This window comes from Curtobacterium flaccumfaciens (assembly GCF_051548005.1).
GTDB lineage: Bacteria > Actinomycetota > Actinomycetes > Actinomycetales > Microbacteriaceae > Curtobacterium.
In genome coordinates this window covers 1-13039 of record NZ_JBPUGH010000100.1, presented here as the reverse complement: position 1 = coordinate 13039, position 13039 = coordinate 1, and the positions used below count along the sequence as shown (strand labels likewise).

Sequence of the window (13039 nt, the reverse complement as noted above, 5' to 3'; positions counted from 1 at the left end):
CCACGGCGCGATGGGGTTCCCCGACCACAGCGAGCCGGCCGGGACCTGCTCCCCGCGCATCACGAGCGACGCCGGACCGACCGTCGAGCCCGCGCCGAGCCCCGCCGCCGGCAGGACGACGCTGTGCGGCCCGAGCGTCGCGCCCGCGTCGAGCCGGACGGCGTCGAGCTGCATCACCCGGTCGTGGAACAGGTGCGTCTGCACGACGGTCCCGCGCGACACCGTGGCGCCGTCGCCGATCGCCACGAGGTCGGCCTCGGGGAGCCAGTAGGTCTCGATCCACGCGCCGCGACCGATCCGCGCGCCGAGGGTCCGCAGCCACGCCGCGAGCGCCGGGGTCCCCGTGCACTGCTCCGCGAACCACGGCCGGGCGACGGTCTCGACGAAGGTGTCCTGCACCTCGTTCCGCCACACGAACGACGACCACAGCGGGTGCTCGCCCGCGTCGATCCGACCGACGAACGCCCACTTCGCCGCCGTCGACACCGCGGCCGCGACCGCACCGGCGACGATGAGCACCGGACCCGCGAGCAGGACCGTCCAGCCGAGCCCGATCGTCGACCACAGGCCGAGGAGCGTCGCGACCACCCCGAGCGCGATCGCGGCAGACACCATCGGCGCCAGGAGCCGCAGCAGCTCCCAGCAGCCGCGTGCGACCTTGAGCCTCCGCGGCGGCCGGAACGTGCGCTCCTCGTCGAACGTCGTCGTCGCTCGCCGCAGCCGCACGGGCGGGGTCCCGAGCCACGACGACCCGCGCTTGGCCTTCTTCGGCACGGCGGAGAGCACGGCCACCAGGGCCTCGCGGGGGACCGACCGACCGGCGCCCGTCATCCCCGAGTTCCCGAGGAACGCCCGGCGACCCACCTTCGACCGGCCGATCGTCACCCGACCGCCGCCGAGCTCGTAGGTCGCGACCATCGTGTCGTCGGCGAGGAACGCTCCCGACGCGATCTGCGTCAGCGCCGGGATGAGCAGCACGGTCGAGATCTCGGTGTTCCGTCCGACCCGGGCACCCAGCAGCCGGAGCCACAGCGGCGTCACGAGCGAGGCGTACACCGGGAACAGCAGCGTCCGGGCGGCGTCGAGCACCCGCTCGGTCGTCCACACCTGCCAGCCGATCCGGCTCCGGACCGGGTGCCGTCCCTCGTGCAGGCCCAGCCCGAGCAGCCGCACCGACGCGACGACCAGCAGTGCGTACACGAGCCCGGCGACGACCGTGGCGAGCGGCACCACCGCGAGCGCACGCAGCACTGCGGCCCCGAACGACGGCGCCGCACCCACCAGCGCCATCGTCACCGCGAGTCCCGCCGCGACCCCGACGACGGGCAGCCCGGCGACCGCGACCGAACCGGCCCCGTACGCGACGAGCCAGCGTCGACGGGAGACGGGTCGCGCCTCCCGGTCGTGCCGGGCCGACCCGACGCGCTCCGCCGGCGAACCCGCCCACCGCTCCCCGTCGGGGACCCGGCCCGTCACCGACGAACCGGGCTCGACCTCCGCACCGGCCCCCACGTGCGCGCCCGGCAACAACGTCGACCGGCTCCGCACCACCGCGTCCGCGTCCACGCGGACCGGCCCGAGCCGGAAGACGTCCCCGTCGACCCAGTGGCCCGCGAGGTCCACCTCGGGCTCGATCGACGCCCGGGCCCCCACCCGCAGCATCCCCGTCACCGGGGGCAGCGCGTGCAGGTCCACGTCGCGCCCGATCCGCGCACCGAGCGCACGGGCGTAGTAGCTGATCCACGGCGCACCGGCCGTCGAGGGGCCGTCCACCGCCTCCGCGATCCGTTCCGCGAGCCACACCCGCACGTGCACCGACCCGCCGCGCGGGTGGTCACCCGGCCGGACGCCCAGCAACAGCAGACGCGCGAGCACCACCGTCAGCGCCATCTTCCCCAGCGGGGTGACGAACACCAGCAGCGCCAGCACCAGCCACGGCCACGACACCACGGGCAGGAACGGCAACGACGTCGCGTGCAGGACGGTCGACACCAACGACGTCCACGTCAACACCCGCAGCCCTCGGAGCACCTGCACCGGCAGCCCGAGCACCGTCAGCAGGAACCCCGTCGCCGGGGACACCGGCGCCACCGGCCGCTCCGACGCCTCCGCCGCACCGGACTCGTCCAGCGCCGCAGCCAACGCGCCGATCCGGGGATGGTCGTACACGTCCGCGACGGTCGTCGTCGGGAACCGCTCCCGGATCGCCGACACCAACTGCGCCGCCGTCAACGACCCGCCCCCGTGGGCGAAGAAGTCGTCGTCCACACCCGTCACCGGCACCCCGAGGATCGCCGACCACCGTTCCGCGATCCACGCGACCGTCTCCGGGAGGTCCACGACGCCGGCGACCCCCGGCAGCGGCCACGGCAGCGCCGCACGGTCCACCTTCCCCGACGTCCGCGTCGGCAGCGCGTCCACGACCGCCACCAGCGGCACCAGCGCCGCCGGCAGCTCCTCACGCAACCGCGCGTTCGCCGCCGCCACGTCCACCGACCGCCCTGCCACCGGCGCCACGTACCCGACGAGCACCTGGTTGCCCGCCGGGGTCCGCTGCACCACAGCAGCACCACCGGCCACGTCGTCCAACGCCTGCAGCGCCGCGTCCACCTCGCCCAGCTCGATCCGACGACCACCGAGCTTCACCTGGTCGTCCGCCCGACCCTGGAACACCAGGCCCTCCGGCTCGTACCGCACCAGGTCACCGCTCCGGTACGCCCGCTCCCACCCGAGCTCCGGGAACGCCGCGTACTTCTCCGCGTCCTTCGCCGGGTCCAGGTACCGCCCCAACCCGACGCCGCCGATCACCAGCTCACCGACACCACCCGGAGCGACCCGCTGCCCGGCATCGTCCACCACCGCGAGGTCCCACCCGTCCAACGGCAGACCGATCCGCACCGGCGCGCTCCCGTCCATCAGCGCCCCACACGCCACCACGGTCGCCTCGGTCGGCCCGTACGTGTTCCACAGCTCCCGACCACGGCTCGCGATGCGCGCCGCCAGCTCCGGGGGGCACGCCTCACCACCGAAGATGACCAGCCGCACCTGCTCCAACGCGTCGTCGGGCCACAGGGCCGCGAGGGTCGGCACCGTCGACACGACCGTGATCGTGTGCGCGATCAACCACGGACCGAGGTCCACCCCCGTCCGCACCAGCGACCGCGGCGCCGGCACCAGGCACGCGCCGTGCCCCCACGCCAGCCACATCTCCTCGCACGACGCGTCGAACGCCACGCTCAACCCGGCCAGCACCCGGTCACCCGGACCGATCGGCGCGTCCTGCAGGAACATCCGCGCCTCCGCGTCCACGAACGCCGCAGCACTGCGGTGCGTCACCGCGACTCCCTTCGGCACGCCCGTCGACCCCGAGGTGAAGATGATCCACGCATCGTCGTCCTGACCCGGGGCGTCGGCGCTCGCCGCGGCGTCGGTCACCGGCAGGGGAGCGCCCTGCCGGTCGGCGAGCACCCCGCCCGCGCCGATGACGCCCACGACGTCGGCCTCGCCGAACACGAGGGTCGCGCGCTCCTCGGGGTCGTCGGCGTCCACCGGCACGTACGCGGCGCCGGCCGCGAGCACCGCGAGGATCGACAGGTAGAGGTCGCGCCCGCCGGACGGGATGCGGACGCCGACCCGGTCGCCGCGACGGACGCCTCGGCGTGCGAGGTCGTCGGCCTGCGCGTGCACCGCCGCCAGCAGAGCCCGGTAGTCGAGGGTGCCGTCGGGGTCCTCGAGGGCGAGGGTGTCGGGGTTCGTGGTCGCGGTCTCGGTGAGGACGTCGAGCAGGGTGCGCGGCGCGGGTGCGTGCGCCCCACGCGCGAGCTCGGCCTGCGGGTTCCCGGTGGCGGTGGTCATCGAGTCCTCTCCTCGGTCGTGTGCTGGGCGACCGGGCCGTGATCCTAGGGGGTCGACGTGACGCGTCGGGAAACACCGCCGCGAGCCGTCGCGCGACACGCCTGGTCCGGGAGGGTGCCGGAGACCTGCTACGGTTGGTGACACCCCGGGCCCCCATAGCTCAGGGGATAGAGCACTGCCCTCCGGAGGCAGGGGCGGAGGTTCGAATCCTCCTGGGGGCACAGTCACATCCCCGCGCAAGCTGACGTTCTCGCTGCGCTCGATCGGCAGCGCGCGATGTCGCGTTCCGCGACCGTCCCCCGTGCCTGGTTCCGGCGCGTGACGCACTGCTGCTCCTGCGTGAGCACGGGACGGCCGGGAGGCGCGGTGCGGGGCCGCCACGCGCCTCCGGGCCGACGCGCGGTCGCGTCTACTCCCCGGTGGTCGGCTTGACGACGCCGCGCACGGCGTCCATCACCGGCTGGGCGCCGCCCGGCTCGGTGAAGAGCGTCGACGACGCGGTGATCCAGTACGGGTCGGCGAAGGCATCCGCGCGGCCGACCCCGTCGTCCGCCAGGTCGAAGTAGCCCTCGACCGTGTAGGTCGGCACCGAACCGCCCCGCTGGTACAGCGCGTCCTTGAGGTTCGTGAGCGACTTCTCAGGCAGGTCCGCGACGGCGAACGAGATCGTGACCGACGGGTCCGAGACCTCGCGGAACTGGCACGCACGCCCCCGCTGCTGGACGATCCGTGCCGCCGGGGTGCCTTTCGCGGGCCGGTAGGACTCCACCTGCTCGAAGGCCTGCCCGTACACGGCGAGCGACTCGAGGGGGAGCAGCGCCGCGCACGTCTGCGACACGGGCTTCCCGATCGGCGTCGCGGACGGCGTCGGACCCGCTCCGCCGCCACCGGAGCACGCGGCGAGCACGGCGACGGACGTGGTGGCGAGGACGGCGGCGCTGATCGCCCGGACGCGGCTGCGGGAGGTCATCCGGCCATGATGGTGCATCGTCCGGGGAGACCTGTGGACGCCGGTAGGATCGACCGCTATGACACCAGCCGAACTCTCCGCCGCGTACCTGTCGATCCTGACGGGGATCGTGGAGCGACGAGGTGCCTCGGACACGGTGACGGTCGAGGAGTCCCACGCGGCCCTCGAGCGGCCGAAGAACCGGGCGCACGGCGACTGGGCGTCGAACGCGGCGATGCAGCTCGCGAAGCGCGTGGGGACGAACCCGCGCGAGCTCGCGACCGAGATCGCGGGGGAGCTGACCGAGCTCGACGGCGTGGCGTCGGTCGACGTCGCGGGCCCCGGCTTCATCAACATCACGCTCGACGCGGCCGCCGCCGGCGCGATCGCCGAGACCATCGTCGACGAGGGTGTCGCGTTCGGGCAGGGCGACCTGTACGACGGGGTGAAGATCGACCTCGAGTTCGTGTCCGCGAACCCGACCGGCCCGATCCACATGGGCGGCGTCCGCTGGGCCGCGGTCGGCGACAGCCTCGCCCGCGTGTTCGAGGCGCAGGGTGGCCTCGTCACCCGCGAGTACTACTTCAACGACCACGGTGCCCAGATCGACCGCTTCGCGCGCTCCCTCGTCGCGTCGGCGCTCGGCGAGCCCACGCCCGAGGACGGCTACGGCGGCGCGTACATCGGCGAGATCGCCGCGCGCGTGATCGCCACGCTCCCGGCCGGCACCGGCGTGCGCGACCTGCCGCGGGACGAGGCCCAGGAGCTCTTCCGGCGCGAGGGCGTCGAGTTCATGTTCGCCGACATCAAGTCGTCGCTGCACGACTTCGGCGTCGACTTCGACGTCTACTTCCACGAGAACTCGCTGCACGAGTCGAAGGCCGTCGAGCGCGCCATCGAGCGGCTGCAGTCGCTCGGCAAGATGTACGAGGCGGAGGGAGCGCTCTGGCTCCGCACGACCGACTTCGGGGACGACCGCGACCGCGTGGTCATCAAGTCCGACGGGCAGCCGGCCTACATCGCGGGTGACCTGGCGTACTACCTCGACAAGCGGGAGCGCGGGTACGAGCGGAACCTCATCATGCTCGGCGCCGACCACCACGGCTACGTCGGCCGCATGATGGCGATGTGCGCGGCGTTCGGCGACGAGCCGGGCAAGAACCTCGAGATCCTCATCGGACAGATGGTCAACCTGCTCAAGGACGGCGAGCCGATGCGCATGTCGAAGCGCGCCGGCACGATCGTCACGATGGAGGACCTCGTCGACGCCGTGGGTGTGGACGCCGGCCGGTACGCCCTCGTGCGCTTCGCGAGCGACACCTCGATCGACATCGACCTCGACCTGCTGACGAAGCGGACGAACGACAACCCGGTCTTCTACGTGCAGTACGCCCACGCCCGCACGCAGTCGGTGGCCCGGAACGCCGCTGCCTCCGGGGTCGACCGGTCCGCGTTCGACGCCTCGCTCCTGACGCACGAGACCGAGAGCACCCTCGTCGGGGCCCTCGCCGAGTACCCGCGCGTCGTCCGGCAGGCCGCGGAGCTCCGCGAGCCGCACCGCATCGCGCGCTACATCGAGCAGCTCGCGGGCCTCTACCACCGCTGGTACGACTCCTGCCGGGTGACGCCGCTCGGGGACGAGGCCGTGACGGACCTCCACCGCACGCGTCTCTGGCTGAACGACGCCACGGGGCAGGTCATCCGCAACGGCCTCGGTCTCCTCGGGGTGAGCGCGCCCGAGCGCATGTAGCGCTGCGGCGCGTGGGCTGCGGCGCGTGGGCGCTCGAGGCGCTGCCGGAACCCGGTTCCGGACACGACACCGCGCTTCTTCGTGGTGCTGTGTCCGGAACCTGGTTCCGCGGCGAGCCGGACCGCGTCGACGCCCAACGGTCACAGCGCACCAGCGGCGGACGCCCACCGGGCGCACGCCGGGCCTCCAGGCAGGCCGATGGTGGGTGCTGGCAGGGTGGGACGCATGACCGCCGCCCCCGCCGCCCGCCCGAAGCGCCGCCGCTGGCCGATCGTCCTCGTGGTGGTGCTCGTCGTCCTCGCCGCCCTCGTGGTGGTCGCCGAGTTCGTCCTCCGCGGCGTCGTCGACCGGATCATCGCCGAGCAGGTCGAGCAGTCCCTCCCCGAGGGCACCACCGGCCAGGTCGAGGCGCACGCGGACGGCGTCGTCATCCCGCAGCTCATCGGCGGCGCGCTCGACCGGGTCGAGATCTCCTCGCGGAAGATCACGGTCGACGGCATCCCGCTCGCCGCCGACGTCACCGTGCACGACGTCCCCGTGGACGGCAAGGGCGACGTGCGCGACCTCGACGGCACCGTGACCCTCGCCTCGGGCAGCATCAAGGACCTCGCCAAGTACAGCCCGCTGTTCGAGCGCCTGAAGCTCGTCGACGGCGGGGTCGAGCTCTCCGGCACGACGGCCGTCCTCGGCTACGACATCACCTACGCCGCACGCGGCGACGTCGTGACGCAGGACGACGGCAAGGGCGTGACGATCACCCCGAAGAGCGTCCGCATCACCAACTCGTCGCTCGGCCTCAAGGTCGACTCGATCCCCGGCGTCACGAACGTCCCGGTCGAGGTCTGCACCGCACGCTTCCTGCCGTCCCAGCTCGCGGTGCGCGACCTCGACATCACGGCACGCGACGCGACCGTCCGCGTGACCGCGGACTCCCTGCCGCTCAGCGAGGAGGGACTGCGGTCGGTGGGGTCCTGCTCGTAACACCGGACGGGAGGCTCCTCACGGCTCGGTAGGATCGGGTCCCGTGAGCGAGAACCCCCTTGCCCCGCCGCGGCTGCGGTTCCCGACGGACGCCTCCGCGCTGACGGCGCGCATCTGGCCCGCATCCGCGACCCGGACGGACGACGGCGAGCTCGCCGTGGGCGGGATCGCCGCCTCGGACCTCGTCCGGCAGTTCGGCACACCCCTCTACGTGGTCGACGAGCGCGACGTGCAGTCCCGCGCCGTGCGCGTGCGGACCGCCTTCGCGGACGCGTTCGGCCGGATCGGCACCCGGGCCCACGTCTACTACGCGGGCAAGGCGTTCCTGACGACCCAGGTGGCCGCCTGGATGGCCGAGGCGGACCTCCGCGTCGACGTCTGCACCGGCGGGGAGCTCGCGGTCGCCCTGGCCGGGGGCGTCGACCCGGGCATGCTCGGCTTCCACGGCAACGACAAGTCGGACGCCGAGATCGCCCGCGCCGTCGAGGTCGGGGTCGGCACGATCGTCCTCGACAGCCACGAGGAGGTGCAGCGCGTCGCGCGCGCCGCCGCCGACGCGGGTGTCGTGCAGCGCGTCCGCATCCGGATCAACAGCGGCGTGCACGCTTCCACGCACGAGTACCTCGCCACCGCCCGCGAGGACCAGAAGTTCGGCATCCCGCTGACCGAGGCCGAGCAGGCCGCCGCGGCGGTCCGGGCCGAGCCGTCCCTCGCGTTCGTCGGGCTGCACTCGCACATCGGCTCGCAGATCTTCGACGAGTCCGGATTCCGCGAGGCCGCCCGGCGCCTCATGGACGTGCACGCGGCGCTCGTGGCGACCGGTGCGGTGCCGGAGCTCAACCTCGGAGGGGGCTGGGGCATCGACTACACCGAGGCGGACTCGGCGTTCGAGCCCGAGGACGTCGCCGAGGCCCTCGCCACGATCGTCGCCGAGGCCTGCGCGGAACGCGGGATCCCCGTGCCGGAGATCGCGGTGGAACCCGGTCGGTACATCGTCGGCCCGGCGGGACTCACGCTGTACACGGTCGGCACGATCAAGCCGGTGACGCTCGAGCTCGGCGACGCGGTCGCGCACGGTGAGGCCGCCGCGCACGGAGACGCTGCCGCGCCGGCCGACGGCGGCTCCTTCGTGGGGGAGACGACCGAGCGCGTGCTCGCGACCGAGGGCCGCGCCGTGCCGGCCGAGGCACCGACCCCCGACGCCGCGACCCGCACCTACGTCTCCGTCGACGGCGGCATGAGCGACAACGCCCGCCCGGCGCTGTACGGGGCCGACTACACCGCCCGCCTCGCCCGCACGTCGGACGCGCCGGCCGTCCTCACCCGCGTCGTCGGCAAGCACTGCGAGAGCGGGGACGTCGTCGTCAACGACGAGTACCTGCCGGGTGACGTGCACCGGGGCGACCTGCTCGCCGTCGCCGCGACCGGCGCCTACTGCTGGAGCCTCGCGAGCAACTACAACCACGTCGGTCGTCCGCCGGTCGTCGCCGTGGCGGACGGCACAGCCCGTATCCTCGTCCGGGGCGAGTCGATCGACGACCTGCTCGCCCGCGACACCGGGGTCGTCCCCGCACCCGGCCCCGGCCGGTGACCCGCCCGAACGACAGGAACCACCCCCAGATGATCGAATACCGCAACGTCCGCGTCGCCCTGCTCGGAGCCGGCTCGGTCGGGTCGCAGGTGGCGCGGCTCCTCCTCGAACACGGCGACGAGCTCGCCTCGCGTGCCGGCGCCGGCCTCGAGCTCGTCGGCATCGCCGTCCGCGACACCGAGGCGGAGCGGGACGTCGACCTGCCGAAGGACCTCTTCACGACCGACGCCGAGTCGCTGATCCTGGGCGCCGACATCGTCGTCGAGCTCATCGGTGGCATCGAGCCCGCGCGCACGCTCGTCCTCCAGGCACTGCAGTCCGGCGCGGACGTCGTCACGGGCAACAAGGCGCTCCTCGCGACGCACGGCCCCGAGCTGTTCGCAGCGGCCGAGCAGGTCGGCGCGCAGCTCTACTACGAGGCCGCCGTCGCCGGGGCGATCCCGATCATCCGCCCGCTGCACGACTCCCTCGCCGGCGACCGCATCGTGCGCATCATGGGCATCGTCAACGGCACGACGAACTTCATCCTCGACCTGATGGACCGCAAGGGCGCGACCTTCGAGGACGCCCTCGCCACCGCGACCGAGCTCGGGTACGCCGAGGCCGACCCCACCGCCGACGTCGAGGGCTACGACGCCGCGCAGAAGGCCGCGATCCTCGCCTCGCTCGCGTTCCACACCTCGGTGCCGCTCGCGGCCGTGCACCGCGAGGGCATCACGGCGATCACGATCGACCAGGTCCGCGCGGCCCGGAAGGCCGGCTACGTCGTGAAGATCCTCGCGACGGCCGAGCGGCTCACCGACGAGGACGGCCGCGAGGGCGTCTCCGCCCGCGTCTACCCGGCCCTCGTCCCCGAGTCGCACCCCCTCGCGAGCGTCCACGGCGCGAAGAACGCCGTGTTCGTCGAGGCCGAGGCCGCTGGCGACCTCATGTTCTACGGCGCGGGTGCCGGTGGCGTCGAGACGGCGTCGGCCGTCCTCGGCGACCTCGTGTCCGCCGCGCGCCGACACGTCATCGGCGGCCCCGGCGTCGCCGAGTCGACCCAGGCGGACCTGCCGGTGTTCCCGATCGGGACCGTGCGCACCCGCTACCAGATCACCCTGCACGTCGCGGACGCCCCCGGTGTCCTGTCGACCGTCGCAGGCGTGCTCGCCAAGCACGGCGTCAGCGTGGAGACGGTCGAACAGACCAGTGCGCTGCAGACGGACGCTCCCGGTGCCGACCGCACCGGTGCGACCGCGACGCTCGTCATCGGCACCCACCTGGCGCGCGAGTCCGACCTCGCCGACACCGTGGTGGCGCTCCGGAACGAGGACGTCGTCGCCGAGATCACCAGCGTGTTGCGGGTCGCCGGCGCCTGAGCCGCGACCACCCACGCACCCGAACAGCACACCGATACAAAGGGGAGCCTGATGGCCCACCAGTGGCAGGGAGTCCTGCGCGAGTACGCCGACCGTCTCGACGTCACCGAGGCGACACCCGTCGTCACCCTCGGCGAGGGCGGCACCCCGCTCATCCCGGCACGACGGCTCTCCGAGCGCACGGGGGCGGACGTCTACGTCAAGTTCGAGGGCATGAACCCGACCGGTTCGTTCAAGGACCGCGGCATGACGATGGCGATCTCGAAGGCCGTCGAGCACGGTGCGAAGGCCGTCATCTGCGCCTCGACCGGCAACACGAGCGCGTCCGCCGCCGCCTACGCCACGCACGCCGGCATCACCGCCGCGGTGCTCGTGCCCGAGGGCAAGATCGCGATGGGCAAGCTCAGCCAGGCCATCGCCCACGACGGGCAGCTGCTGCAGGTGCAGGGCAACTTCGACGACTGCCTCGACATCGCGCGCGACCTCGCGGCGAACTACCCGGTGCACCTGGTCAACTCGGTGAACAACGACCGCATCGAGGGTCAGAAGACCGCGGCCTTCGAGGTCGTCGACGTCCTCGGCGACGCGCCGGACTTCCACTTCCTGCCCGTCGGCAACGCGGGCAACTACACCGCGTACTCCCGCGGGTACCGCGAGGACGTCGCCGCGGGTCGTTCGTCGAAGCTGCCGCGCATGTTCGGCTTCCAGGCGGCCGGTTCCGCCCCGATCGTCCGGGGCGAGGTCGTCCCGAAGCCCGAGACGATCGCCTCCGCCATCCGGATCGGCAACCCGGCTTCGTGGCAGTACGCCCTCGAGGCGCGCGACGAGACCGACGGCTACTTCGGCGCGATCTCCGACGAGGCGATCCTCGCGGCGCACCACATCCTGTCCGCGGAGGTCGGCGTGTTCGTCGAACCGGCGTCCGCGATCGGCGTCGCCGGGCTCCTCGAGCGCGCGGACGCCGGTGTCGTCGGCAAGGGCGCGAAGGTCGTCATCACGGTGACCGGTCACGGGCTCAAGGACCCGCAGTGGGCCCTCCGCACCGAGGACGGCGGCGAGGTCCAGCCCACGGTCGTGCCGGTGGACACGAAGTCCGTCGCCGACGTGCTCGGACTGGTCGGCGCCGAGTGAGCACGCACCGCTCGTCCGGACCGGGGGAGGGCACGACCGCCCAGCACGCTGTACCGGCCGGACGGGTGGTGCGCGTCCGGGTGCCCGCCACGTCGGCGAACCTCGGGCCGGGCTTCGACTCGCTCGGGCTCGCGCTCTCGCTGTACGACGAGGTGACGGTCCGCGTCCGGCCGGAGCCCGACGCGACCGTGACCGTCGAGGGCGTCGGCGCCGGTGAGGTCGCCACGGACGACTCGAACCTCGTCGTGCAGGCAGTCCGTCGTGGGCTCGCTGCCGGAGGGGTCACCGAGCAGCCGGGTCTCGAGCTGCACGCGGTCAACGCCATCCCGCACGGCCGCGGCATGGGGTCCTCCGCCGCGGCGATCGTGGCCGGACTCATGGCGGCGCGCGGGCTGCTCGACGGGGTCGTCGACCTCGACGCCTCGACGCTCCTGACGCTCGCGACCGAGATGGAGGGGCACCCCGACAACGTCGCGCCGGCGCTCTTCGGCGGCCTGACCATCGCGTGGATGACCGCGGACGGACCTGCCTACAAGCGGCTCCTCGTGCACCGGGGCGTCTCGCCGGTGGTGTTCGTGCCCACCTCGACCCTGTCGACGAAGCTCGCACGATCGCTGCAGCCCGCGAGCGTGCCCCACGAGGACGCCGCGTTCAACGTGTCGCGGTCGGCGCTCCTGGTCGCGGCGCTCATCCAGAGCCCCGAACTGCTCCTCGCCGCCACCGAGGACCGTCTCCACCAGGCGTACCGGGCGAGTGCCATGCCCGAGACCGACGCCCTCATCGGGCTCCTGCGGCAGCACGGGCTCGCGGCGGTCGTCTCCGGTGCGGGCCCGAGCCTCCTCGTCCTCGGCAGCGACCCGGCGCAGCGCTTGACCGCGGCGGACCTCGTGTCGCGACACGCGGAGTCGGACTGGCGCCCGCTCATGCTGGCCGTGGACCTCGGTGGTGCTACAGTGGCAGCGCACTCGGCGCTCCAAGCCGATCCCGCATAGGCAGCAGGAACGATCCTCGCCGGTGCAGGGTCCGGTGCGCGGGGGCAATCTCTTTCTGATCACCGTTTCCCGGTCCGTCGTCTGAGCGACGGTCAGTGCACCGCTGTGCATCCGGGACGGTGGAAACTCTCCGCGTTCTGCGGTTCGAAAGGAAACACCGACCTTGACGAACGTCAACGACTCCACCCCGGTGGAGATCCCCAGCGACCTGCGCGCACTCCGGCTCCCGGAGCTCCAGCGCATCGCTTCCTCCCTCGGCATCACGGGCCTCTCGAAGATGCGCAAGGGCGACCTCATCGCCACCATCGAGGACAAGCGCCTCGCGGCGGCCGAGACCCCGGCCGCCGAGGCCGTCGCCGCCCCGGTCACCGAGCAGCCGACGCTGCCCGAGCCCGCTGCCGAGCAGCCCGCCGGCGACCAGCGTGCCCC

9 protein-coding genes and 1 tRNA gene are annotated in these 13039 nt (G+C 73.1%); 8 read left to right on the top strand and 2 right to left on the bottom strand.

The genetic code is table 11. The annotated features are described in order from the left end of the window. Positions 1 to 3855 (bottom strand): Pls/PosA family non-ribosomal peptide synthetase (locus tag ACSW7Y_RS12010; protein WP_438126511.1); only part of this gene is annotated, 3855 nt, incomplete at its 3' end. Between the two features lie 149 nt (positions 3856 to 4004). Between ACSW7Y_RS12010 and ACSW7Y_RS12005 the strand changes: the two genes are divergently transcribed. Then, positions 4005 to 4076: transfer RNA gene (locus tag ACSW7Y_RS12005), tRNA-Arg, on the top strand. Positions 4077 to 4264: 188 nt separating this feature from the next. On the opposite strand, the gene ACSW7Y_RS12000 is transcribed toward ACSW7Y_RS12005, so the two are convergent. Further along, the gene (locus ACSW7Y_RS12000) at positions 4265 to 4825 is read right to left on the bottom strand and encodes a hypothetical protein (RefSeq protein WP_438126510.1); all 561 of its coding nucleotides are present in this window, start codon (positions 4823 to 4825) and stop codon (positions 4265 to 4267) included. 58 nt (positions 4826 to 4883) lie between these two features. Between ACSW7Y_RS12000 and argS the strand changes: the two genes are divergently transcribed. The 7 genes from argS to ACSW7Y_RS11965 all read left to right on the top strand — a co-directional run. Further along, complete coding sequence (argS, locus tag ACSW7Y_RS11995) at positions 4884 to 6554, top strand: arginine--tRNA ligase (RefSeq protein ID WP_438126509.1); 1671 nt, start codon at positions 4884 to 4886, stop codon at positions 6552 to 6554. Positions 6555 to 6779: 225 nt separating this feature from the next. After that, positions 6780 to 7535 (top strand): LmeA family phospholipid-binding protein, encoded by a 756-nt coding sequence (locus ACSW7Y_RS11990; RefSeq protein ID WP_438126508.1) that lies wholly within the window; start codon positions 6780 to 6782, stop codon positions 7533 to 7535. 43 nt (positions 7536 to 7578) lie between these two features. Next, the gene (locus tag ACSW7Y_RS11985; protein WP_438126507.1) at positions 7579 to 9126 is read left to right on the top strand and encodes a diaminopimelate decarboxylase family protein; all 1548 of its coding nucleotides are present in this window, start codon (positions 7579 to 7581) and stop codon (positions 9124 to 9126) included. A gap of 29 nt (positions 9127 to 9155) precedes the next feature. Further along, complete coding sequence (locus ACSW7Y_RS11980; RefSeq protein WP_058725330.1) at positions 9156 to 10487, top strand: homoserine dehydrogenase; 1332 nt, start codon at positions 9156 to 9158, stop codon at positions 10485 to 10487. 51 nt (positions 10488 to 10538) lie between these two features. Further along, the gene (thrC, locus tag ACSW7Y_RS11975) at positions 10539 to 11618 is read left to right on the top strand and encodes a threonine synthase (RefSeq protein WP_412880952.1); all 1080 of its coding nucleotides are present in this window, start codon (positions 10539 to 10541) and stop codon (positions 11616 to 11618) included. Between the two features lie 65 nt (positions 11619 to 11683). Then, entirely contained in the window at positions 11684 to 12610 is a 927-nt protein-coding gene (thrB, locus tag ACSW7Y_RS11970; protein WP_438126512.1) for a homoserine kinase, read from the top strand. A gap of 163 nt (positions 12611 to 12773) precedes the next feature. Beyond that, positions 12774 to 13039 (top strand): Rho termination factor N-terminal domain-containing protein (locus tag ACSW7Y_RS11965; protein ID WP_438126506.1); only part of this gene is annotated, 266 nt, incomplete at its 3' end.